Raw genomic sequence first — 24009 nt, 5'->3', positions numbered from 1 at the left:
GCCGAACCCTCCCGCTTCTTGGTGATGCCCTGTGCCACAGCATAGTGCCCGCGGGTGGTGCTTCGGCCCCGTCGGCCGGGTCGGAGGAGATGGGGCGGGCGACGCAGAGCCTGATGGAGGGCGCGGCCGCGTCACGGCGGGGTGGCGTTGGCGGGGCCTGGCGTCATAGTCTGGAGAGACATGTCCAAGGAACACGGAGTCCCCCCCATGCCGATTTCACGTGCCGATATTCCCGCCGAGGATGCCCAGGGGCTGATCGAGCGGCTGTGCCAGGAGTGGGTCGATGCCCAGCCCATCGACCGGCAGGAGACCCAGGCGCGGGTGAAGTTCGACGAGGGCAGCTGCCTGCTCGAGGCGCGGCCGGAACACCTCAGCGTGGCCGTCGAGACGCTGGATGACGAGAGCCTGGATCGCCTGGAGGGCAAGGTGAATGCCGCTCTCGAGGGGCTCGCTGGGGTCACCCTGGAGATCGTCTGGGAGAATTGAGCGCGCCACGCTTGGCCCGCGCCGCCCACCTCGGCATGCTGCTGTGGGCGGCGCTGGTGGGGCTCTCGTTCCCCGCCGTGGGGGTGATGAGCGAGCTGCCGCCGCTGTCGCTGACCGCGCTGCGCTTTCTCATTGCCTGTGCGGGGCTGTGGTGGCTGGCCCGGCGCTCGGCGGACTTCTGGCCCGACGGACGGGCCCTGCCGCTCTACGCCCTGATGGGGCTGTGCCTGGCCGGCTTCTTCGGTGCCATGTTCTGGGCGGCGCATCATGCCACGGCGCTCTCCATGGCCACCCTGTTCGTGACGGTGCCGCTGCTGGCCTTCCTGCTCGGCGCGGGCTTCGGGGTCGAGCGGCTGAGCTGGCGGCTGCCGGGGATCCTGGCGCTCGGCGCGGCGGGCGCCCTGGGACTGGCCGTCGCCGAGTCCCTGGAGCAGGGCGGTCGCCTGCGGTTCGGGATCGGTGAGGCGGTATTCTTCCTCGGCTGCCTGGCCACGGCGCTCTATCCGGTGCTCAGCAAATGGGGGCTGGCGACGGGGCGCCTGCCGGCCTCGGCGGCGGTGCGCACCTTCTGGAGCCTGGGGCTCGGCGCCCTGCTGGTCGGGCTGGCGGGGCTCTTCGTCGAGCCGGTAGCGCGCCTGGCCACCATGACCGGCCGCGACCTGCTGCTGCTGATCTACCTGGGGCTCTTCTCCAGCGCCCTGACCTTCTGGCTCCTGCAGCGCGCCACCGCCGTGCTGACGCCGGGGGCGGTCACCGCCTACAGCTACCTGGTGCCCTTCGTCTCGATGCTGCTGCTGTTCGTCCGCGACCCGGCACGCATCGACTGGGCCTGGCTGCCGGGCAGCCTGCTGGTGGTGGTGGCGATCACGCTGCTGCTGAGGGACGATCCGACCGCCCCGCGCGCGGCGCCCGACGGATGAGCGGGCGGCGGCGCCTTCGCCTCGTCGTCCGGGCGTCCCCCGGCGCCCCTCTGGTATACTGCCGCCCCTATCCGCAGCCATCGCATTCGCAGGAGTCCGCATGACCCGTATCGCCATCGTCGGCGTCGCCGGCCGCATGGGCCGCACCCTGGTCAACGCCGTGCAGCAGGACGCCGAAGCCACCCTGGCCGGCGGGATCGTCGAGCCGGGCAGTTCGCTGGTCGGCGCCGATATCGGCGAGCTCGCCGGCATCGGCAAGCTGGGCGTGACGGCGGCGGACAGCCTCGGCGCCATCGTCGACGACTTCGACGTGCTGATCGACTTCACCGCACCGCAGGTGACGCTTTCCAACCTGGCCTTCTGTGCCGAGCGCGGCAAGCGCATCGTCATCGGCACCACCGGCCTGGATGACGCCGAACTCGCCGAGCTCGATGGCTTCGGCGATCGGGTGCCGATGGTCTTCGCGCCGAACATGAGCGTGGGGGTCAACCTGACGCTCAAGCTGCTGGAGACCGCGGCCAGGGCGCTGGGCGACGAGGGCTACGACATCGAGGTGATCGAGTCCCACCATCGCCACAAGGTCGACGCCCCCTCCGGTACGGCGCTCAAGATGGGCGAGGTGATGGCCGACGCCCTGGAGCGCCCGCTCAAGGAGTACGGCGTGTTCGAGCGGGTCGGCCAGTGCGGGCCGCGCACCGACAAGGAGATCGGCTTCGCCACCGTGCGCGCCGGCGACATCGTCGGCGAGCACACCGTGATGTTCGCCACCGAGGGCGAGCGTATCGAGATCACCCACAAGGCCTCCAGCCGCATGACCTTCGCCAAGGGCGCGGTGCGCGCGGCGCGCTGGGTCGCCGAGCAGGGCAACGGCCGCTACGCGATGCAGGACGTGCTGGGCCTGTAAGGCGGTAGCGTGGTACCCGGAGGATCGAGGGGCGCCGGGAGCACGTCGAAGAGGAGGTCATTTGCCATGGAAGGCAAATGTAGCGCCCAGGGATGGGTTTACAGCGCCTCCCCGTAAGCCTGTCGCCGAATGAGTCCCGAGCATCACTGGCCTCTCGGTTATCCGGGGGTAGTCGCGGGCTGCCGTTTCCTGTAATATCCCCAAAATTTTGGCCGGGCGCACGGGCGAAAGCCCCTTCAACAGCGCTTGTTGCTTCGGCCCAGGCATTCCGAGCGAATGACAACAAGCGGGATGAAACCGGTCTAGCCATCGGGTTCGTCCCGCTTTTTTACGGCCCGGCGAACGGCATTCCTTGACGAGCGGTTAACACTTGGGAGGACCTAGCATTGAACAGACCCGCGATACTGGCCCTGGAAGACGGTAGTGTATTCCACGGCACGGCCATCGGTGCCGATGGACAAACCAGCGGTGAGGTGGTGTTCAATACGGCCATGACCGGCTACCAGGAAATCCTGACCGACCCCTCCTATTCCCGACAGATCGTCACCCTCACCTACCCCCATATCGGCAACACCGGCGTCAACGCCGAGGACGTCGAGTCCGGCAGCATCGCCGCGGCGGGCCTGGTGATCCGCGACCTGCCGCTGCTGGCCAGCAGCTTCCGCTCCGAGCAGTCGCTCTCCGACTACCTCAAGGGCGAGAACGTGCTGGGCATCGCCGACATCGATACCCGCCGCCTGACCCGCATCCTGCGCGACAAGGGCGCCCAGAACGGCGCCATCCTGGCAGGCGCGGAGGCCGAGGGCGACGACGCCGTCGAGCGCGCCCTCGCGGCGGCCCGGGCCTTCCCCGGCCTCAAGGGCATGGATCTCGCCAAGGTGGTTTCCTGCCAGACCGCCCACGACTGGAACGAGGGCGAGTGGGCCCTGGGCCAGGGCTATGCCGATGCGGCGGCCGTGGAGCGTCCCTACCACGTGGTCGCCTACGACTTCGGCGCCAAGCGCAACATCCTGCGCATGCTCGCCTCCCGCGGCTGCCGGCTGACCGTGGTGCCGGCCCAGACGCCGGCCGACGAGGTGCTGGCCATGGCCCCGGACGGCATCTTCCTCTCCAACGGTCCCGGCGACCCCGAGCCCTGCGACTACGCCATCAAGGCCATCGAGGCGTTCCTCGAGACCGAGATCCCGCTGTTCGGCATCTGCCTGGGCCACCAGCTGCTGGCGCTGGCCAGCGGCGCCAAGACGGTGAAGATGGGGCATGGCCACCACGGCGCCAACCACCCGGTGCAGGACCTCGACACCGGCAAGGTGATGATCACCAGCCAGAACCATGGCTTCGCCGCCGACGAGGCGAGCCTGCCGGCCACCCTTCGCGCGACCCACCGTTCGCTGTTCGACGGCACCCTGCAGGGCATCGAGCGCACCGACCGCCCGGCCTTCAGCTTCCAGGGCCACCCGGAGGCGAGCCCCGGCCCGCGCGACGTGTCGCCGCTGTTCGACCGTTTCGTCACCATGATGAAGGAACGCCGCTAGGCGCGAATCGCCCTACATCAGACCGTCATTCATCGATTAGCCGCGGAAACCGTCATGCCCAAGCGTACCGACATCAAGAGCATCCTGATCATTGGGGCTGGCCCCATCGTCATCGGCCAGGCCTGCGAATTCGACTACTCCGGCGCCCAGGCCTGCAAGGCGCTGCGCGAGGAGGGCTACCGGGTCATCCTGGTCAACTCCAACCCTGCCACCATCATGACCGATCCGGTGATGGCCGACGCCACCTACATCGAGCCGATCACCTGGCAGGCGGTGGAGAAGATCATCGAGGCCGAGAAGCCCGATGCCGTGCTGCCCACCATGGGCGGCCAGACCGCGCTCAACTGCGCCCTGGACCTCGACAAGCACGGCGTGCTCGAGAAGCACGGCGTGGAGATGATCGGCGCCAACGCCGACGCCATCAACAAGGCCGAGGATCGCGACCTCTTCGACAAGGCGATGAAGAACATCGGCCTGGAGTGCCCCAAGGCCAAGGTCGCCCACAGCATGCAGGAGGCCTGGGAGATCCAGGCCGAGCTGGGCTTCCCGACCATCATCCGTCCCTCCTACACCATGGGCGGCTCCGGCGGCGGCGTGGCCTATAACAAGGAGGAGTTCGACGAGATCTGCCAGCGCGGCTTCGAGCTCTCGAGCAACCACGAGCTGCTGATCGACGAGTCGCTGCTCGGCTGGAAGGAGTACGAGATGGAGGTCGTGCGCGACAAGCACGACAACTGCATCATCGTCTGCGCCATCGAGAACTTCGATCCGATGGGCGTGCACACCGGCGACTCCATCACCGTCGCCCCGGCCCAGACGCTGACCGACAAGGAATACCAGATCATGCGCGACGCCTCCCTGGCGGTGCTGCGCGAGATCGGCGTCGAGACCGGCGGCTCCAACGTCCAGTTCGGCATGGATCCGACCACCGGGCGCATGGTGGTGATCGAGATGAACCCGCGGGTCTCGCGCTCCTCGGCGCTGGCCTCCAAGGCGACCGGCTTCCCGATCGCCAAGATCGCCGCCAAGCTGGCCGTCGGCTACACCCTCGATGAACTGCAGAACGACATCACCGGCGGGCGCACCCCGGCCTCCTTCGAGCCGGCCATCGACTACGTGGTCACCAAGATTCCGCGCTTCACCTTCGAGAAGTTCCCCCAGGCCAACGACCGCCTGACCACCCAGATGAAGTCGGTGGGCGAGGTGATGGCCATCGGGCGGACCTTCCAGGAGTCGCTGCAGAAGGCGCTGCGCGGCATGGAGACCGGCAACGACGGCCTCGATCCCAAGGTCACGAGCTTCACCGCCGAGGCCATGGCGCACATCAAGGGCGAGCTGCAGGCCGCCGGGGCCGAGCGCATCTTCTTCGTCGCCGACGCCATGCGCGCCGGGATGAGCGTCGAGGAGGTCTTCGCCCTGACCAACATCGATCGCTGGTTCCTGGTGCAGATCGAGGAGCTGATTCGCCTCGAGGGCGAGGTGGCCACGCGCTCGCTCTCCGAGTTCACTCCGCGCGAGCTCTACCTGCTCAAGCGCAAGGGCTTCAGTGATGCCCGCCTGGCGCGCCTGCTGGGCGTCGCCGAGAAGGAGTTCCGGCGCACGCGGCAGCGGGCCGGCATCCGCCCGGTCTACAAGCGGGTCGACACCTGTGCCGCGGAGTTCGCCTCCGATACCGCCTACATGTACTCCACCTACGAGGAGGAGTGCGAGGCCGAGGTCAGCGACAAGCAGAAGATCATGGTGCTGGGGGGCGGGCCCAACCGCATCGGCCAGGGCATCGAGTTCGACTACTGCTGCGTCCACGCCGCCTTCGCCATGCACGACGACGGCTACGAGACCATCATGGTCAACTGCAACCCGGAGACCGTCTCCACCGACTACGACACCTCGGACCGCCTCTACTTCGAGCCGGTGACCCTAGAGGACGTGCTGGAGATCGCCGACAAGGAGCAGCCGGTCGGGGTGATCGTGCAGTTCGGCGGCCAGACGCCGCTGAAGCTGGCCCGTGAGCTCGAGGCCGCCGGCGTGCCGATCATCGGCACCACCCCGGACGCCATCGACCGTGCCGAGGACCGCGAGCGCTTCCAGCAGATGATCGACAAGCTGGGCCTCAAGCAGCCGCCCAACGCCACCGCGCGCAGCTTCGACGAGGCCTTCGCCAAGGCCGAGGCGATCGGCTACCCGCTGGTGGTGCGTCCGAGCTACGTGCTCGGTGGCCGGGCCATGGAGATCGTCTACGACGCCTCCGAGCTCGAGAACTACATGACCCACGCGGTGAAGGTCTCCAACGACTCGCCGGTGCTGCTCGACCACTTCCTCAATGCCGCCATCGAGATCGACATCGACGCGGTCAGCGACGGCCAGCAGGTGGTGATCGGCGGCATCATGCAGCACATCGAGCAGGCCGGCGTGCACTCCGGCGACTCCGCCTGTGCGCTGCCGCCCTACTCGCTGCCCGCCGAGGTGCAGGACGCGATGCGCGAGCAGGTCAAGCAGATGGCCGTGGAGCTCGGCGTCAAGGGCCTCATGAACGTCCAGCTGGCCTGGCAGGACGGCGAGATCTACGTCATCGAGGTCAACCCGCGCGCCTCGCGCACCGTGCCCTTCGTCTCCAAGTGCATCGGCAAGTCGCTGGCCCAGATCGCGGCGCGCTGCATGGCCGGCCAGACCCTGGCCGAGCAGGGCTTCGAGCGCGAGATCGTGCCGCACTTCTACAGCGTCAAGGAGGCGGTCTTCCCGTTCAACAAGTTCCCGGGGGTCGATCCGATCCTCTCGCCGGAGATGAAGTCCACCGGCGAGGTGATGGGCTCGGGCGACACCTTCGCCGAGGCCTTCTACAAGGCGCAGCTGGGCGCCGGCGAGGCGATTCCGCGGCTCGAGGGTGAGCGCAAGGCGTTCCTCTCGGTGCGCGATCCGGACAAGGCGGGAGTTATCGAGGTGGCCCGTTCTCTGGTAACCTTGGGGTTCACACTTTGCGCGACCCGTGGCACGGCGAAGGCCCTCGAGGGCACCGACCTGCCGGTAGAGATCGTCAACAAGGTCTATGAAGGCCGTCCCCATATCGTCGATCTGCTCAAGAACGACGAGGTCGCCTATATCGTCAACACCACCGAGGGCCGCCAGGCCATCAACGACTCCTCGGTGATCCGCCGCACCGCACTCGCTCGCAAGGTTCCCTATGCCACCACCCTGGCAGGAGCCAATGCCGTGTGCATGGCGCTCGAGTATGGCAATGCCATCACCGTGCGGCGGCTACAGGAACTGCATGCAGGAGCTACGCAATGAACAAGGTCCCGATGACCGTCGCCGGTGAGCAACGGCTTCGCAAGGAGCTCGAAGAGCTGAAGGGCGAGGCGCGTCCGCGGGTGATCGCCGCCATCGCCGAGGCCCGCGAGCACGGCGACCTGAAGGAGAACGCCGAATACCATGCGGCTCGCGAGCAGCAGGGCTTCATCGAGGGGCGTATCCAGGAGATCGAGGGCAAGCTCTCCAACGCCCAGGTGATCGACGTCACCAAGCTGCCCCAGACCGGCAAGGTGATCTTCGGCGTCACCGTGGGGCTGATCAACCTCGATAACGACGAGGAGGTGACCTACCGCATCGTCGGCGAGGACGAGGCCGACATCAAGGCGCGTCGCATCTCCGTCACCTCGCCGATCGCCCGTGCCCTGATCGGCAAGGAAGAGGGCGAAGTGGTGGTGGTGAGAACGCCCGGCGGCGAGGTCGAGTACGAGATCTCGAGCGTCGAGCACCTCTAAACGCCGAGCTACAGGCGCCCCGCCGCTCGGTGACGGGCGGCGGGGGCAGCGGCAGGCGCCAGGCAAGAAGAAACCCCGCGGACCGGAGTCGGCGGGGTTTCTTTTTGCGGCTCGTGACGATTTCGCGTCGTGGCCTCTGGCGATCGTCGACCGCCGGGCGCTTCAGCGCCGCCCGTGATGTTCCTCGAAGCGCGTGATGTTGGAGAGCTTCGGGTTGACCTTGGGGTTGTGGCGATAGAGCAGGGCCATCTTGCCGATCTTCTGCACCAGCTCGGCGCCGCTCGCCGTGACCAGCTCATCGAGCATGGCCGCGCGGTCGTCGCGGTCGGGCAGGGCGAGCTTGACCTTGACCAGCTCATGGTCGCGCAGGGCCCGGTCGAGTTCGGCGAGCACCCCTTCGGAGGCGCCGTTCTCGGAGACCGTGACCACGGGGTCGAGATGGTGGCCGATGCTGCGAAATGCTTTCTTTTGTGCCTGTGACAAGCTCATGGTATCTTGCTTCTTCCCGGTTGGCGCGCAGCGCACATGGTACGGTGAATCGCCCCGCGGCGAAAGCTCGTTACCGGCAAGCCTGCTTCTCCATCGGCCGGGTCCGCAGGTCAGCACCCCGTCGCACCTCCCTCGGGTCTTCCCGGATTTCGCTCGACTACCTGTCATTCATGGCCATTCACAGGTGATGCCGTGGCACGTCCCCATGCTTCCCGCGCCAAGGGCGCTACCGGCAAGAAGCCGGCCAGCAAGGCCTCCGTCAGCAAGACCAGCAAGGACTGGATGAAGGAGCACTTCGACGACCGCTTCGTGCAGCAGAGCTGGCAGGACGGCTACCGCAGCCGCGCCAGCTACAAGCTGCTGGCGCTGGACGAGAAGGACCGCCTGCTGCGCCCTGGCATGACGGTGATCGACCTGGGCGCCGCCCCGGGCGGTTGGAGCCAGGTGGCCGCCGAGAAGATCGGCTCGAACGGCGTGGTGATCGCCTCGGACATCCTCGAGATGGATGCCTTGGCCGACGTCGACTTCATCCAGGGCGATTTCACCGAGGCGCACGTGCTCGAGGCGATCCTCGAGACGCTCGGCGATCGTCCGGTAGACCTTGTGATGTCGGACATGGCCCCCAATATGAGTGGGATGGCCGCCATCGACCAGCCCCAGGCGATGTACCTGGTGGAGCTGGCCCTCGACCTGGCCCGCCAGACGCTGTCGCCCGGCGGCACCTTCCTGGCCAAGGTCTTCCAGGGCGAGGGGTTCGACGAGTTCCTCAAGGAGCTGCGCGGCAGCTTCAAGCGCGTGGTGACGCGCAAGCCGGAGGCCTCCCGGGCCCGCTCGCGTGAGGTCTACCTGCTGGCGGAAGGATTTCGCGGCTGAGGCACGGCCTCGGCGGCAATACGGGGCGCTGCCACGATAGGCAGCGCCTAATGGGCCGATGGCCGGACAGGGTGCCGCGACTGTGTCACAGTGACCACGATTCCCGCTCCGGCCGAAGGCTGGCTGAACATGTGCCGCTCATGTAGTGTCGAAGGACCAGGCATTTTCGGCCGACAGATTCTTGCAATGAGGGTAGTCCCTTGAACGACATGGCGAAGAACCTGATTCTGTGGTTGGTCATCGCGGCAGTGCTGCTGACGGTGTTCAACAACTTCAGCGTCGACAGCTCACCCCAGGCGATGAACTACTCCCAGTTCGTCCAGCAGGTGCAGAACCAGCAGGTCAAGAGCGTCACCATCGATGGCTATACCATCTCGGGTGAGCGCAATGATGGCTCCCAGTTCCGGACCATCCGCCCGGCGGCGGAGGATCCGAAGCTGATGGACGACCTGCTGGCCAATGACGTCACCGTGGTGGGCAAGGAGCCCGAGCAGCAGAGCCTGTGGATGCGCCTGCTGATCGCCAGTTTCCCGATCCTGCTGATCCTTGCCATCTTCATGTTCTTCATGCGCCAGATGCAGGGCGGCGGGGCCGGCAAGGGCGGGCCCATGAGCTTCGGCAAGTCCAAGGCCAAGCTGCTCTCCCAGGACCAGATCAAGACCACCTTCGCCGACGTCGCCGGCTGCGACGAGGCCAAGGAGGAGGTCGAGGAGCTGGTCGACTTCCTGCGCGATCCGACCAAGTTCCAGCGCCTGGGCGGCACCATCCCGCGCGGCGTGCTGATGGTCGGCCCGCCCGGTACCGGCAAGACGCTGCTCGCCAAGTCCATCGCCGGCGAGGCCAAGGTGCCGTTCTTCTCGATCTCCGGTTCCGACTTCGTCGAGATGTTCGTCGGCGTCGGCGCCTCCCGCGTGCGTGACATGTTCGAGCAGGCCAAGAAGCAGTCGCCCTGCATCATCTTCATCGACGAGATCGATGCGGTGGGCCGCTCGCGCGGCGCCGGCATGGGCGGCGGCAACGACGAGCGCGAGCAGACGCTGAACCAGCTGCTGGTCGAGATGGACGGCTTCGAGGCCAACGAGGGCATCATCGTCATCGCCGCCACCAACCGTCCCGACGTGCTCGACCCGGCGCTGCTGCGCCCGGGCCGCTTCGACCGCCAAGTGGTGGTGCCGCTGCCCGACATCCGCGGCCGCGAGCACATCCTCAACGTGCACCTGCGCAAGGTGCCGCTGGCCGACGACGTCAAGCCGTCGCTGATCGCCCGCGGCACGCCCGGCTTCTCCGGTGCCGACCTGGCCAACCTGGTCAACGAGGCCGCGCTGTTCGCCGCGCGTCGCAACAAGCGCCTGGTGGGCATGGAGGAGCTCGAGCTCGCCAAGGACAAGATCATGATGGGCGCCGAGCGCAAGTCCATGGTCATGACCGACAAGGAGAAGCTCAACACCGCCTATCACGAGTCGGGCCACGCCATCATCGGCCTGGTGATGCCGGAGCACGACCCGGTCTACAAGGTCACCATCATCCCCCGTGGCCGGGCGCTGGGCGTGACCATGTTCCTCCCCGAGGAGGATCGCTACAGCCTGTCGCGCCAGCAGATCATCAGCCAGATCTGCTCGCTGTTCGGCGGCCGCATCGCCGAGGAGATGACCCTGGGGCCGAACGGCGTCACCACCGGGGCCTCCAACGACATCAAGCGCGCCACCGAGCTGGCCCACAACATGGTCGCCAAGTGGGGACTTTCCGAGGAGATGGGCCCGATCATGTACGACGAGGACGAGTCCCACCAGTTCCTCGGCGGCCCCGGCCAGGGCGGCAAGCTGAAGTCCGGCGAGACCACCTCCAAGCTCGACAAGGAGGTGCGCAAGATCATCGACGGCTGCTACGAGCAGGCCCAGCAGATCCTCGAGGAGAACCGCGGCAAGCTGGATGCCATGGCCGAGGCGCTGATGAAGTACGAGACCATCGACTCCACTCAGCTCAAGGACATCATGGCCGGCCGCGACCCGCGTCCCCCCGAGGGCTGGGACGACCCGAGCGGCGGCGCGCCCACCGGCGGCGAGCCGCACGCCGCGGCCGGCTCGACCTCCCCGGACGCGAGCGATGACGCCGAGGATGACGACACGCCCTCGCGCCGCCCCTCCGACCCGCTGGGTGGCCCGGCCGGTAGCTGAGCCGCTCCGGCAGTGTTCTCAGGCGCCCCGCGGGGCGCCTTTGCCGTTCCGATCAACAGGAAGACGATGGATACCAGCACAGCGACCCACCTGCAGTGCGGCCGGCACCGCCTCGACCTCTCCTTTCCCCGCGTCATGGGGATCCTCAACGTCACCCCCGACTCCTTCTCCGACGGCGGGCGCCACGCGGTGCCGGACGACGCCCTGCGCCATGCCGAGCAGATGCTCGCCGAGGGCGCCGCGATCATCGACGTGGGCGGCGAGTCCACGCGCCCGGGGGCCGAGCCGGTATCGCCCCAGCAGGAGCTGGATCGGGTGGTGCCGGTGGTCGAGGCGCTGGTGCGCGAGTTCGATGCCCTGGTCTCGGTGGACACCAGCACCCCCGAGGTGATGCAGGCGACGGCCGAGGCCGGGGCCGGCATGATCAACGACGTGCGCAACCTGCGCCGCGAGGGCGCGCTGTCGGCGGCGATCGCCAGCGGCCTGCCGGTGTGCCTGATGCACATGCTCGGCGAGCCCGGCGACATGCAGCAGGACCCGCACTACGATGCGCCGGTGGAGGAGGCCGTGGCCGACTTCCTGGCGCAGCGGGTGGCCGCCTGCGAGGCCGCCGGGCTGCGTCGCGAGCGCCTGCTGCTCGACCCCGGTTTCGGCTTCGCCAAGACCGTGGAGCACAACCTGCGCCTGCTCAAGCACATGGATCAGCTGGCGCCCCTGGGGTTGCCCCTTCTCGTCGGCATGTCGCGCAAGAGCATGATCGGCAAGGTGCTGGGGCGGCCGGTGGAAGAGCGCCTCTCCGGTGGCCTGGCGCTCTCCGCCATGGCGGTGGAGCGCGGCGCCCGTATCCTGCGCGTTCACGACGTGGGGCCCCACGTGGACGCGGTGAACATGACCTGGGCCGTACTCGAGGAAGGTTGCGCGCATGACTAGACGCTATTTCGGCACCGACGGCATCCGCGGCACCGTGGGGGAGCCCCCCATCACCGCCGACTTCATGCTCAAGCTGGGCTGGGCCACCGGTCGCGTACTGACCCGCGAGACGGGGCGGGCGCGGGTGATGATCGGCAAGGACACGCGGATCTCCGGCTACATGTTCGAGTCGGCGCTGGAGTCCGGGCTCTCCGCCGCCGGCGTCGACGTGATGCTGCTGGGGCCGATGCCGACGCCGGCCATCGCCTACCTGACGCGTACCTTCCGCGCCGACGCGGGCATCGTCATCTCGGCCTCGCACAATCCCTTCCAGGACAACGGCATCAAGTTCTTCTCCGCCGCCGGGACCAAGCTGGCCGACGCGGTCGAGGCCGAGATCGAGGCGATGCTCGAGGAGCCGCTGACCACCGTGGGGCCGTCCCGACTAGGCAAGGCGATGCGGGTCGACGATGCCCCGGGCCGCTACATCGAGTTCTGCAAGTCGACCATTCCCGACCGGGTCAGCCTGCACGGGCTGAAGATGGTGGTCGACTGCGCCCACGGCGCCACCTACCACATCGCCCCCAGCGTGTTTCGCGAGATGGGCGCCGAGGTCAGCCTGATCGGCGCCTCGCCCGACGGCTTGAACATCAACCAGGCGGTGGGCTCGACCCATCCTCAGGCCCTGAGCGCCGCGGTCGTCGAGCAGGGCGCCGATCTCGGCGTGGCCTTCGACGGCGACGGCGACCGGGTGCTGCTGGTGGATGCCGACGGCCGCGAGATCGACGGCGACGACATCCTCTACCTGATCGCCCGCGACCGGCATGCCCGGGGCGACCTGGGCGGCGGCGTGGTGGGCACCCTGATGTCCAACTTCGGCCTCGCCACCGCCATGGAGTCCCTCGAGATCCCCTTCGAGCGCGCCAAGGTCGGCGACCGCTACGTCATGGAGCGTCTGGCGGCCAATGGCTGGCAGCTGGGCGGCGAGTCCTCCGGGCATATCGTCTGCGGCCACGTGCAGACCACCGGCGACGGCATCGTCTCGGCGCTGCAGGTGCTGGCGATCATGGTCCGCGAGGGGCAGTCGCTGGGCCGCCTGCTGGCCGGGCTGGAGAAGGCGCCCCAGGCGCTGGTCAATGTGCGCCTGACGCCGGGCAGTGACGCCAAGGCCTTGCTCGAGCAGGCCTCGCTCCAGCAGGCGGTGAGCGCCCTGGAGGCGGAGCTCGGCGACCAGGGGCGGGTGCTGCTGCGCGCCTCGGGCACCGAGCCGCTGATTCGCGTGATGGTCGAGGGGCGGTCGCACCTGGACGTCGACGGCCTGGCGCGGCGCCTGGCCAGTGACGTCGAGGCGCTGCTCGGCTGAAGCGCCCAGGCCGCGGGCTCTGGTTGCTTGGCTCTGGTTGTCTTGACTGGGCCCCTCCTATACCATTTCGCACCACCTTGAAAGAGGAAGCTCCATGCGCATGCCGCTGATCGCCGGGAACTGGAAGATGAACGGCTCCCTGTCCCTGGTCGAGGAATTCGGCCGGGCCTTCGCCGGCATCTCCCTGCCCGTGAACGTCGAGGTGGCCCTGATGGTGCCCTTCCCCTTCCTGGGGGCCGCGGGCCAGGCGCTCGGCGAGACGGCCGTGACGGTGGGCGCGCAGACGCTCAGCGATCGGCCCTCCGGCGCCTTCACCGGCGAGGTCAGCGGCGCCATGCTGCGCGAGTGCGGCGCCCGCCTGGTGCTGGTCGGTCACTCCGAGCGCCGCGCCCTGTTCGGCGAGGACGACGCGGCGGTGCTGGCACGCGTTCAGGCGGCGCTTCACGCGGGGCTCACGCCGGTGCTCTGCGTCGGCGAGACCCTCGAGGAGCGCGAGGCCGGACGCACCGAGGTGGTGGTGCTGGGCCAGCTCGAGGCCGTGTTCGAGGCCCTCGAGCCGACCCAGCGCTCGCGCCTGGTCGTGGCCTACGAGCCCGTCTGGGCGATCGGCACCGGCCGCACCGCCACCCCCGAGCAGGCGCAGTCGGTGCATGCGGCGCTTCGCGAGCGCCTGGCGCGCTATGACGAGACGCTCGCCGCCGGCATGCGTCTGCTGTACGGCGGCAGCATGAAGGCGGATAATGCCGCCGAGTTGCTCGCCCAGCCCGACATCGACGGCGGCCTGGTGGGGGGAGCCTCCCTCAAGGTCGACGATTTCCTAGCCATTTGTCAGTCAGCAGGTTGAATCCATGCAAGTTGCCATTCTCATGACCCACGTGGCGATCGCCATCGCCCTGGTCGTCCTGATCCTGCTGCAGCAGGGCAAGGGCGCCGAAGCCGGTGCCGCCTTCGGTGGCGGTGCCTCCCAGACCGTGTTCGGCTCGCGGGGCAGCGGTAACTTCCTGGCGAAGTTCACCGGCCTGCTGGCCGTCGCCTTCTTCGCCACCTCGCTGACCCTGGCGTACTTCGCGTCCCAGGCCGGCGATGCGCCCGAGGCCGGTATTCCCGATGCCGAGCTGATCGAGCAGCAGAATGCCGTGCCGACCCTTGACGAGGGCAGCAGTGATGTGGATAATACTGCGCCAGTGCTGGAGGAAAGCGGCGACTGAGTCGTCATCCAGCCTCCCCGATGCCGAAGTGGTGGAATTGGTAGACACGCTATCTTGAGGGGGTAGTGACCTTACGGTCGTGCGGGTTCAAGTCCCGCCTTCGGCACCAAATCGAAGCAAGCGAGCTGTTCGCGTCTTCGAAGCAGGATTGGCAGAATGCGGTGTTGCCACTTGACCATCGGGTCATGTGGGCTTACAATCACCGACCTAGATTGATGCGGGGTGGAGCAGTCTGGTAGCTCGTCGGGCTCATAACCCGAAGGTCATCGGTTCAAATCCGGTCCCCGCTACCATCTTCTTGGCAGGCATGCGCAGTTTCAGGGGCGTGTCAGAGTGCCGAAGTGGTATACAGGTTTCTTGTAAAAGCCCCTTCCTGTGAAGGGGCTTTTTGTTAGCAGCTTGCCAGCCGGAAATCCCGGCGGCGCTGCTCGGGCAACGCCAATCAGCCACCTGACTCTTCTCTCAACTCCCGGCCAGGTGCCTGATGCAACGGCTGTAGGAGCTTTCTTCCGTGGCAATCAAGGACGCTGCGCTGCATGCGCTGATCGAACCGGTGGTCTCGGCCATGGGGTTCGAGCTCTGGGGCATCGATCATCTGTCTCAGGGCAAACACTCCCGCCTGGTGATCTACATCGACCACGAGAACGGGATAAGCGTGGACGACTGCGCCGACGTCAGTCGTCAGATCAGTGCGGTGTTCGATGTCGAGGACCCGGTGCCGGGCGAGTATCGACTGGAAGTCTCCTCGCCGGGCATGGATCGGCCGCTCTTCACCCTCGAGCAGTTCGCCCAGTATGCCGGCCACGTGGTCACCGTGAAGCTGCGCGCGCCCTTCGACGGCCGGCGCAAGTTCAAGGGGCTGCTGGCAGGCGTCGAGAACGACGAGGTGCTGCTGCAGGTCGACGGCGAGGAATATTGCTTTCCCATCGAGGGCATCGATCAGGCGCGGGTCGTCCCGCAGTTCACGTGACGAGCTCGGTGTATAAGGACAGGTTCACTGGCGAGGCTAAGGCATGAGTAAAGAAATTCTGGCGGTCGTCGACACGATCTCCAACGAGAAGGGGGTCTCCCGCGAGGTGATCTTCGAGGCCGTCGAGGCGGCCCTGGCCAGTGCATCGCGCAAGCGCTTCGAAGACGAGGAAGCCAGCGTGCGCGTGCACATCGATCGCCACACCGGCGATTACGAGACCTTCCGCCGCTGGGAGGTGGTCGAGGACGACGACTTCGACGGGCCCGACGCCCAGATCAAGCTCTCCTTCGCCGAACGCCGCGACCCGCCCCTGGGGCTGGGTGACGTGGTCGAGGAGCGCATCGAGAACGCCGCCTTCGGCCGTATCGCTGCCCAGACCGCCAAGCAGGTCATCGTGCAGAAGGTGCGCGAGGCCGAGCGTGCCGAGGTGGTGCGTCAGTACGCCGAGCGCGAGGGCGAGCTGGTCGCCGGCATCGTCAAGAAGACCACCCGCGACGGCCTGATCATCGATCTCGGCGAGAACGCCGAGGCGTTCCTGCCGCGCAGCGAGATGATCCCGGGCGAGCGCTACCGCATGAACGAGAGGGTCCGCGCGCTGCTGGTCAAGGTCGATGCCGAGGCCCGCGGCGCCCAGCTGATCCTCTCGCGCACCTGCCCGGAGCTGATCATCGAGCTGTTCAGCATCGAGGTGCCGGAGATCGCCGAGCAGCTCATCGAGATCAAGGGCGCGGCGCGCGACCCGGGCTCCCGGGCCAAGATCGCGGTCAAGACCAACGACCGTCGCATCGATCCGGTCGGCGCCTGTGTCGGCATGCGCGGTTCGCGCGTGCAGGCGGTCTCCTCGGAGCTGCAGAACGAGCGCGTGGACATCGTGCTGTGGGACGACAACCCGGCCCAGCTGGTGATCAACGCCATGGCGCCGGCGGATGTCGCCTCGATCCTCGTCGACGAGGAGTCCCACGCCATGGACGTCGCCGTCGCCGAGGACAACCTGGCGCAGGCCATCGGCCGCAGCGGCCAGAACGTGCGCCTGGCCTCCGAGCTCACCGGCTGGCGTCTCAACGTCATGACCGAGGAAGAGGCCGAGGCCAAGCGCGACCAGGAAGTGGATAGCCTCGTCGAGCACTTCATCCAGCACCTGGACATCGACGAGGACGTGGCGCGCCTGCTGGTGGACGAGGGCTTCACCTCCCTGGAGGAGGTCGCCTACGTGCCGGTCGAGGAGATGCTGGAGATCGAGGAGTTCGACGAGGATCTCATCGAAGAGCTGCGCGCTCGCGCAAAGGATGAACTGCTGAACCTCGCCATCGCCTCCGAGGAGGAACTCGACGGCGCCCAGCCGGCCGACGACCTGCTGGAGATGGACGGCATGGAGCGTCACCTGGCCTTCATTCTGGCCAGTCGGGGCATTGTCACCATGGAGGACCTGGCCGAGCAGTCCGTCGATGATCTGATCGACATCGAGGGTATCGACGAGGAGCGCGCCGCGGCACTGATCATGACTGCCCGTGCGCCATGGTTCGAGAACGAACAGTAAACGGGTCACGGGCTGAGGAGGGTCGTAATGTCAGAAATGACCGTTAAGGATTTTGCAGCGAAGGTGGGGCGCGACGTGCCTCGCCTGCTGGAGCAGATGAAAGAAGCAGGGCTTGGCCAGAAGGCCGAGAACGACGCCGTGTCCGAAGAGGATAAGCGCCAGCTGCTCGACTATCTCACCAAGAGCCACGGCGGCAGCGGCGCCGGGGCGGCGAAGAACCGCATCACCCTGACGCGCAAGACGCGCAGCCGCATCAAGACCGGCGAGCGCGGCAAGAGCATCGAGGTGCAGGTGCGCAAGAAGCGCACCTACGTCAAGCGCGCCGAGGAAGAGACCGACAAGAGCGAGCCCGAGGTCGAGGCCGGTCCGCGCCAGCTGGTCGGTGATATGGCCGATTCCCAGCAGGCCCAGGCCGCCAAGGATGCCCGCGAGGCCGAGGAAGCCAAGGCGCGTGCCGCCGAGGAGTCCGCGCGTGAGGCCGCCGCCAAGCTCGAGGCCGAGAAGGCCGAGAAGGCGGTCAGCGAGCCGGCGATCCCGGTGCCCGAGCTGGAGACTCAGCCGGCCACCGAGGAGCCTCCGGCGCCGCCGAAGGAAGGGCGTCCCGAGCCGCGTCGTGCCGCGGTCAAGAAGGCCAGCGGCAAGGGTGGCAAGAAGGGCCGTGACGATCGCGAAGACGATCGTGGTGATCGCGAGGAGCGTCGCCGGGGCGGCAAGAAGGCCAAGCGCGCCGAGCGTCGCGGCGGTCGCCGCGGTGGCGGTAGCCAGGGCGGCGGCAAGCACGGTTTCCAGAAGCCGACCCAGCCGATCGTCCGCGAGGTCTCCATCCCCGAATCGATCAGCGTCGCCGACCTGGCCGACAAGATGTCGATCAAGGCGAACGAGGTCATCAAGGCCATGTTCACCATGGGCGCGGCGGTGACCATCAACCAGACCATCGATCAGGACACCGCGGCCATCGTGGTCGAGGAGATGGGCCACACGCCCAAGCTGGTCAAGGACGATGCGCTGGAGACCGAGGTCCTCGAGGGCATCTCCTACGAGGGCGAGGAGATCACCCGCTCGCCGGTGGTCACGGTCATGGGTCACGTCGACCACGGCAAGACCTCGCTGCTCGACTACATCCGCAAGGCCAAGGTGGCCACCGGTGAAGCCGGCGGCATCACCCAGCACATCGGTGCCTACCATGTGGAAGACGACCACGGCGGCGTGACCTTCCTGGATACCCCGGGCCACGCGGCGTTCACCGCCATGCGTGCTCGCGGTGCCAAGGCCACCGACGTGGTGGTGCTGGTGGTGGCCGCCGATGACGGCGTCATGCCCCAGACCATCGAGGCCATCGAGCACTCGAAGGCCGCCGAGGTCCCGATGGTGGTCGCGGTCAACAAGATCGACAAGTCGGGCGCCGATCCGGACCGGGTCAAGAACGAGCTCTCCCAGCACGGCGTCATCTCCGAGGAGTGGGGCGGCGACACCCAGTTCGTGCACGTCTCCGCACACACCGGCGAAGGCATCGAGTCGCTGCTGGAGTCGATCCAGCTGGTCTCCGAGGTGCTCGAGCTGAAGGCCGTGCCCGAGGCGCCCGGCAAGGGTGTGGTCGTCGAGTCGCGCCTGGACAAGGGTCGCGGTCCCGTGGCCACCGTGCTGGTCCAGAACGGCACCCTGAAGAAGGGCGACATCGTGCTCGCCGGCCTGCATTACGGCCGCGTGCGTGCGCTGACCAACGAGCTGGGCAAGCAGGTCGACGAGGCCGGTCCCTCCACCCCGGTGGAGATCCAGGGCCTGGACGGCACCCCCGAGGCCGGTGACGACTTCATGGTGCTGGCCGACGAGCGCAAGGCCCGCGAGGTCGCCAACTTCCGTCAGGGCAAGTACCGCGAGGTGCGCCTGGCACGCCAGCAGAAGGCCAAGCTGGAGAACATGTTCAGCCAGATGGGCCAGGACGTCGCCGCCAAGCTCAACATCGTGCTCAAGGCCGACGTGCAGGGCTCGCTGGAGGCGATCAAGGGCGCCCTGGAAGAGCTCTCCACGGACGAGGTCGAGGTGGCCGTGGTCTCCTCCGCCGTGGGCGGTATCACCGGCACCGACGCCAACCTGGCGCTCGCCAGTGACGCCATCGTGGTCGGCTTCAACGTGCGTGCCGACGCCGCGGCCCGCGAGATCATCGAGCGTGAAGGCCTGGATCTGCGCTACTACAGCGTGATCTACCAGCTGATCGACGAGGTCAAGCAGGCCATGAGCGGCATGCTGGCACCGGAGTGGAAGGAAGAGATCGTCGGCGTGGCCGAGGTCCGTGACGTCTTCCGCGCACCGAAGATCGGCGCCGTGGCCGGCTGCATGGTCGTCGAGGGCACCGTGCATCGCAACAAGAAGATCCGCGTGCTGCGCGACAACGTGGTGATCTACGAGGGCGAGCTCGAGTCGCTGCGCCGCTTCAAGGACGACGTCCAGGAAGTGCGCAATGGCATGGAGTGCGGCATCGGCGTGAAGAACTACAACGATGTCCAGGTCGGCGACAAGATCGAGGTCTTCGATCAGGTCAAGGTCGAGCGGACGCTCTAAGGGCCCCAGGAGTCGACCATGCGGGAATTCAAGCGTACCGACCGGGTCGCCGACCAGCTCCAGAAGGAGCTGGCGGTGCTCATCCAGCGCGAGGTCAAGGACCCGCGCCTGGGCATGGTCACCGTGAGTGGCGTCGAGGTCAGCCGTGACCTCGGCTATGCCGATGTCCACGTGACCCTGCTGGGTGAGCAGTCGCCCGAGCGCATCAAGGAGAACCTGGCGGTGCTCAAGCGCGCCGCCGGCTTCCTGCGCAGCCAGATCGCCCGGCGCATCAAGCTGCGTCACGTGCCGGAGCTGCGCTTTCATTACGATGAGAGCGTGGTGCGCGGTCAGCGGCTGTCGTCGCTGATCGACGAGGCCGTGGCCAGCGATCGTGGCGAGACGGACGAGGCGGCGGACGACGACGCCTCGGGCGCCGCGCCGCACGACGGTGCCTCAGACGGTCATGAGCGGGACTGATGGCTAGGCGACGTCGCGGACTGCCGGTGAACGGCGTGCTGCTGCTGGACAAGCCTGCGGGGGCGTCCAGCAACCATGCCCTGCAGCGGGCGCGGCGCCTGTTCCAGGCCCAGAAGGCCGGTCATACCGGGACGCTCGATCCCATGGCCACCGGCCTGCTGCCGGTCTGCTTCGGCGAGGCGACCAAGTTCTCCGCCCACCTGCTTGCGGCCGACAAGGTCTACCGCACCCGGGTGGAGCTCGGCGTGGTCACCGACAGCGGCGACGCCGAGGGCGCGGTGATCGAGCGTCATGCGGTGCCGCGGCTCACCGAGGCCGACATCGAGGGCGTGCTGACGCGCTTTCGCGGCGAGATCGATCAGGTCCCGCCGATGTATTCGGCCCTCAAGCACCAGGGCCGCAAGCTCTACGAGCTCGCCCGCGAGGGCAAGTCGATCGAGCGTGCAGCCCGTCGCGTGACGGTGTATGATGCTCGGCTTCTCGCCTGCGAGGCCGAGGCCTTCGAACTGGAGGTCCGCGTCAGCAAGGGCACCTACATCCGTACGCTGGCCGAGGACATCGGTCGCGCCCTGGGATGCGGGGCCCACATCAGCGTGCTGCGGCGGCTGGCGACCGGCTCCTTCACGAGCGATGGCATGCAGGACTTCGCCTCGCTCGAGGCCCTGGCCGATCAGGCCGAGCGCGAAGCCACGCTGTTGCCGGTGGACGTGCTGGTCGATCATCTGCCGCGCCTCGACGTCGATGTCGTGGCGGCGGGACGCCTGACCCATGGCCAGTCGGCCCGGGTCGAGGCCTGCGGGCTCGCCGAGGGTGAGACCGCCAGACTCTATCGTGACGAGGCCTTCCTGGGCCTCGGCACGGTGACGGGGCCACAGGAGGTGGCGCCGAAACGGCTGCTGAGCACCGCGGCCGAGTGAAGGGAGAGACGCCCGAGACTGCAAATATGCGTGGTCTCACACATTCAACCCCCAAGCATATTGCTTACTGGAGAGACAGATGGCACTGACAGCCGAGCAGAAGTCCGCAATCGTCAGCGAGTACGGTCGTGGCGACAACGACACCGGTTCCCCCGAAGTGCAGGTGGCCCTGCTGAGCGCCAACATCGATGGCCTGCAGGATCACTTCAAGACCAACAAGCAGGATCACCACTCTCGTCGTGGCCTGATCCGCATGGTCAACCAGCGCCGCAAGCTGCTGGACTACCTGAAGCGCAAAGACTTCGAGCGCTATCAGTCGCTGATTCAGCGTCTGGGCCTGCGTCGCTAAGCGTCGCACCCCCGCGTGGTAGAGAAACGGGCAGCCTTCGGGCTGCCCGTTTTGTTTGTTGGGCCATCTAGCGGGCCTGGGCCCGGAGCTGATCCGGCGATAGGCCCCGGAGCGCCGGACCGTCAGGGAGGCGCTGTGAACCCGTCCTTGGGCGCTACCTCGGCCCTGCTTCGCTCTCGCGTCCTGCTTCGCTTGCAGGTCCGGTGCTGGCCATCCTTGACCAGCCCGTTCGGAGCAATGCTCCTCACCCCTGGTCCTCGGACCTCCCCTTCGGTCTATCCCCGGTGCTCCTCGCAAAGGGAGAGGGGGAAATCTCGCCATCCGGTGGCCGCGGGACGCGTCAACCCCTAAAATGGTCGCCGAGTCAAAACGACCCAAACACAGAAAAGTAACGTTGAAGGAAGTCGCCGTGAATCCGGTCAAGAAGACATTTCAGTACGGTCGCAGCACCGTCACCCTGGAAACCGGGCGCATCGCCCGCCAGGCCACCGGTGCCGTGATGGTCACCATGGACGACACCGTGGTGCTGTGCACCGTGGTGGCCAAGAAGGAGGCCAACCCGGCCCAGCCCTTCTTCCCGCTCTCCGTCCACTATCAGGAGAAGACCTACGCCGTCGGCAAGATTCCCGGTGGCTTCTTCAAGCGCGAGGGGCGGCCCACCGAGAAGGAGACCCTCACCTCGCGGCTGATCGACCGCCCGATCCGCCCGCTCTTCCCCAAGGGCTTCATGAACGAGGTGCAGGTGGTCTGCTCGGTGCTCTCCACCGATCGCAACCACGATCCGGACATCGCGGCCATGCTCGGCACCTCCGCCGCCCTGGCGATCTCCGGCGTGCCCTTCAACGGCCCGATCGGCGCCGCGCGGGTGGGCTTCACCGAGGACAACGGCTACTTCCTCAACCCCACCGTGGAAGAGCTGGGTGACTCCGAGCTCAACATGGTGGTCGCCGGCACCGAGAAGGCGGTGCTGATGGTCGAGTCCGAGGCCAAGGAGCTGCTCGAGGACGAGATGCTGGGCGCCGTGCTCTACGCCCACCAGGAGATGCAGGTGGCGATCACCGCCATCAACGAGCTGACCGCCGAAGCCGGCAAGGCCAAGTGGGAGTGGCAGGCCCCCGCCGAGAACGTCGCCCTCAAGGGCGCCATGGCCGAGGCCTTCGAGGCGAAGGTCGGCGAGGCCTACCGTATCACCGACAAGATGGCCCGCCAGGACGCCCTGTCCGCCCTCAAGGATCAGGCCGTCGAGCAGTTCGCCGGTGAGGAAGACGGCCAGTTCGCCGCCGACGAGGTGAAGGGCGCCTTCGCCGGCCTCGAGAAGCGCGTGGTGCGCTCGCGGGTGGTCAAGGGCGAGCCGCGCATCGACGGTCGCGATCACAAGACCGTGCGTCCGCTCTCCATCGAGGTCGGCGGCCTGCCCAAGACCCACGGCTCGGCGATCTTCACCCGCGGCGAGACCCAGGCGATCGTGGTGGCGACGCTGGGCACCCTGCGCGACTCCCAGCTGATCGAGTCGCTGGAGGGCGAGCGCAAGGACCGCTTCCTGCTGCACTACAACTTCCCCCCCTACAGCGTGGGCGAGGCGGGCTTCATGGGCGGGCCCAAGCGTCGCGAGATCGGCCACGGTCGCCTGGCGCGTCGCGGCGTTCAGGCGATGCTGCCCGACGAGGCGGACTTCCCCTATACCATCCGCGTGGTCTCCGAGATCACCGAGTCCAACGGCTCGAGCTCCATGGCGTCGGTGTGCGGCTCGTCGCTCGCGCTGATGGATGCCGGCGTGCCCATGAAGGCGCCGGTGGCCGGCATCGCCATGGGCCTGGTCAAGGATGACGACGGCTTCGCCGTGCTCACCGACATCCTCGGCGACGAGGACCACCTCGGCGACATGGACTTCAAGGTGGCCGGTTCCTCCGAGGGCGTCACCGCCCTGCAGATGGACATCAAGATCGAGGGCATCAACGAGGAGATCATGGAGCAGGCGCTGCAGCAGGCCTATGACGCCCGCCAGCAGATCCTCGAGCAGATGAACACCGTGATCGCCCAGAGCCGCGCCGAGGTCTCCGAGAACGCGCCCTCCATGGCGACCCTCAAGATCGATCCGGAGAAGATCCGCGACGTCATCGGCAAGGGCGGCGCCACCATCCGCAAGATCTGCGAGGATACCGGCGCCTCCATCGACCTGGACGACGACGGCACCGTGCGCATCTACGCCGAGGACAAGACGGCGGCCAAGGCGGCCATCGACACCGTGCTGGCGATCACCGCCGAGCCCGAGATCGGCAAGCTCTACCGCGGCAAGGTGGTGCGTATCGCCGACTTCGGCGCCTTCGTCAACATCATGCCGGGCACCGACGGCCTGGTGCACATCTCCCAGATCGTGCCGGAGCGGGTCAACGACGTGCGCGACTTCCTCAACGAGGGCGATGAGCCCATCGTCAAGGTGCTCGACATCGACAACCGCAACCGGGTGAAGCTCACCATCAAGGAGATCACCCCGGAAGAGAAGGCCGCCTTCGAGGCCGAAGCGGCCGCCGAGCCCGAACTGTAAGCGACCGCCCTCGGCGAGCCGATCGCCGACGCGGTAACGAAACCGCCCCCGCAGCCT

General features: G+C 67.4%; 20 protein-coding genes and 2 tRNA genes. 21 read left to right on the top strand and 1 reads right to left on the bottom strand.

Going from position 1 to position 24009, the window contains the following annotated elements; all coding sequences use genetic code 11:
* Positions 1 to 207 precede the first annotated feature (207 nt).
* The 6 genes from ACGTNG_RS06600 (at position 208) to greA (ending at position 7600) form a co-directional block, all read left to right on the top strand.
* On the top strand, positions 208 to 486 hold the full coding sequence (locus tag ACGTNG_RS06600; RefSeq protein WP_394576220.1) for a DUF2218 domain-containing protein: 279 nt from the start codon (positions 208 to 210) through the stop codon (positions 484 to 486).
* Positions 487 to 497: 11 nt separating this feature from the next.
* On the top strand, positions 498 to 1406 hold the full coding sequence (locus ACGTNG_RS06595; protein ID WP_394576219.1) for a DMT family transporter: 909 nt from the start codon (positions 498 to 500) through the stop codon (positions 1404 to 1406).
* A 100-nt stretch (positions 1407 to 1506) separates the two neighbouring features.
* Positions 1507 to 2310, top strand: a complete 804-nt coding sequence (gene dapB / locus ACGTNG_RS06590; RefSeq protein WP_394576218.1) for a 4-hydroxy-tetrahydrodipicolinate reductase — start codon at positions 1507 to 1509, stop codon at positions 2308 to 2310.
* A 386-nt stretch (positions 2311 to 2696) separates the two neighbouring features.
* Positions 2697 to 3842, top strand: a complete 1146-nt coding sequence (gene carA, locus ACGTNG_RS06585) for a glutamine-hydrolyzing carbamoyl-phosphate synthase small subunit (protein ID WP_394576217.1) — start codon at positions 2697 to 2699, stop codon at positions 3840 to 3842.
* 54 nt (positions 3843 to 3896) lie between these two features.
* A complete protein-coding gene (gene carB, locus ACGTNG_RS06580; RefSeq protein ID WP_394576216.1) occupies positions 3897 to 7127 on the top strand; it encodes a carbamoyl-phosphate synthase large subunit in 3231 nt (1076 codons plus the stop codon).
* Positions 7124 to 7600 (top strand): transcription elongation factor GreA, encoded by a 477-nt coding sequence (gene greA, locus ACGTNG_RS06575; protein ID WP_394576215.1) that lies wholly within the window; start codon positions 7124 to 7126, stop codon positions 7598 to 7600. Before carB ends, greA begins: the two co-directional genes overlap by 4 nt.
* A 162-nt stretch (positions 7601 to 7762) precedes the next feature.
* Here greA and yhbY read toward each other — a convergent pair whose 3' ends face one another.
* The gene (gene yhbY / locus ACGTNG_RS06570) at positions 7763 to 8089 is read right to left on the bottom strand and encodes a ribosome assembly RNA-binding protein YhbY (RefSeq protein ID WP_349759082.1); all 327 of its coding nucleotides are present in this window, start codon (positions 8087 to 8089) and stop codon (positions 7763 to 7765) included.
* A gap of 192 nt (positions 8090 to 8281) precedes the next feature.
* Here yhbY and rlmE point away from each other — a divergent pair, with 192 nt between their 5' ends.
* The 15 genes from rlmE to pnp all read left to right on the top strand — a co-directional run bounded on the left by rlmE (position 8282) and on the right by pnp (position 23952).
* A complete protein-coding gene (gene rlmE / locus ACGTNG_RS06565; protein ID WP_394576214.1) occupies positions 8282 to 8962 on the top strand; it encodes a 23S rRNA (uridine(2552)-2'-O)-methyltransferase RlmE in 681 nt (226 codons plus the stop codon).
* 200 nt (positions 8963 to 9162) lie between these two features.
* Positions 9163 to 11136 carry an ATP-dependent zinc metalloprotease FtsH gene (gene ftsH / locus ACGTNG_RS06560; RefSeq protein WP_394576213.1) on the top strand — a complete coding sequence of 658 codons (1974 nt, stop codon included), beginning with the start codon at positions 9163 to 9165 and terminating at the stop codon, positions 11134 to 11136.
* A 66-nt stretch (positions 11137 to 11202) separates the two neighbouring features.
* Positions 11203 to 12066, top strand: coding sequence for a dihydropteroate synthase (gene folP, locus ACGTNG_RS06555; protein WP_444875021.1), 864 nt, complete (start codon positions 11203 to 11205; stop codon positions 12064 to 12066).
* Positions 12059 to 13408, top strand: coding sequence for a phosphoglucosamine mutase (glmM, locus tag ACGTNG_RS06550; protein WP_394576212.1), 1350 nt, complete (start codon positions 12059 to 12061; stop codon positions 13406 to 13408). The genes folP and glmM overlap by 8 nt, the downstream gene beginning before the upstream one ends.
* 94 nt (positions 13409 to 13502) lie before the next feature.
* Complete coding sequence (gene tpiA, locus ACGTNG_RS06545; protein ID WP_394576211.1) at positions 13503 to 14252, top strand: triose-phosphate isomerase; 750 nt, start codon at positions 13503 to 13505, stop codon at positions 14250 to 14252.
* Positions 14253 to 14256: 4 nt separating this feature from the next.
* Positions 14257 to 14616, top strand: a complete 360-nt coding sequence (secG, locus tag ACGTNG_RS06540; RefSeq protein ID WP_394576210.1) for a preprotein translocase subunit SecG — start codon at positions 14257 to 14259, stop codon at positions 14614 to 14616.
* Positions 14617 to 14638: 22 nt separating this feature from the next.
* Positions 14639 to 14725: transfer RNA gene (locus tag ACGTNG_RS06535), tRNA-Leu, on the top strand.
* Positions 14726 to 14832: 107 nt separating this feature from the next.
* Positions 14833 to 14909, top strand: a tRNA-Met gene (locus tag ACGTNG_RS06530).
* Positions 14910 to 15127: 218 nt separating this feature from the next.
* Positions 15128 to 15586: a ribosome maturation factor RimP gene (gene rimP, locus ACGTNG_RS06525; protein WP_108446037.1), complete on the top strand. Its 459-nt coding sequence runs from the start codon at positions 15128 to 15130 to the stop codon at positions 15584 to 15586.
* Between the two features lie 43 nt (positions 15587 to 15629).
* Positions 15630 to 17123, top strand: a complete 1494-nt coding sequence (gene nusA / locus ACGTNG_RS06520) for a transcription termination factor NusA (RefSeq protein WP_394576209.1) — start codon at positions 15630 to 15632, stop codon at positions 17121 to 17123.
* Positions 17124 to 17150: 27 nt separating this feature from the next.
* Positions 17151 to 19682, top strand: coding sequence for a translation initiation factor IF-2 (gene infB / locus ACGTNG_RS06515; protein ID WP_394576208.1), 2532 nt, complete (start codon positions 17151 to 17153; stop codon positions 19680 to 19682).
* 18 nt (positions 19683 to 19700) lie between these two features.
* On the top strand, positions 19701 to 20141 hold the full coding sequence (rbfA, locus tag ACGTNG_RS06510) for a 30S ribosome-binding factor RbfA (protein WP_394576207.1): 441 nt from the start codon (positions 19701 to 19703) through the stop codon (positions 20139 to 20141).
* Positions 20141 to 21058, top strand: coding sequence for a tRNA pseudouridine(55) synthase TruB (gene truB / locus ACGTNG_RS06505; protein WP_394576206.1), 918 nt, complete (start codon positions 20141 to 20143; stop codon positions 21056 to 21058). The genes rbfA and truB overlap by 1 nt, the downstream gene beginning before the upstream one ends.
* Before the next feature lie 79 nt (positions 21059 to 21137).
* Positions 21138 to 21407, top strand: a complete 270-nt coding sequence (gene rpsO / locus ACGTNG_RS06500) for a 30S ribosomal protein S15 (RefSeq protein WP_108446032.1) — start codon at positions 21138 to 21140, stop codon at positions 21405 to 21407.
* A 409-nt stretch (positions 21408 to 21816) separates the two neighbouring features.
* The gene (gene pnp, locus ACGTNG_RS06495; protein ID WP_394576205.1) at positions 21817 to 23952 is read left to right on the top strand and encodes a polyribonucleotide nucleotidyltransferase; all 2136 of its coding nucleotides are present in this window, start codon (positions 21817 to 21819) and stop codon (positions 23950 to 23952) included.
* Positions 23953 to 24009: the final 57 nt, after the last annotated feature.

It is taken from the genome of Halomonas sp. B23F22_3, from assembly GCF_043496965.1.
Classification (GTDB): Bacteria; Pseudomonadota; Gammaproteobacteria; order Pseudomonadales; family Halomonadaceae; genus Halomonas.
This window is presented reverse-complemented; position numbering and strand designations above follow the sequence as displayed.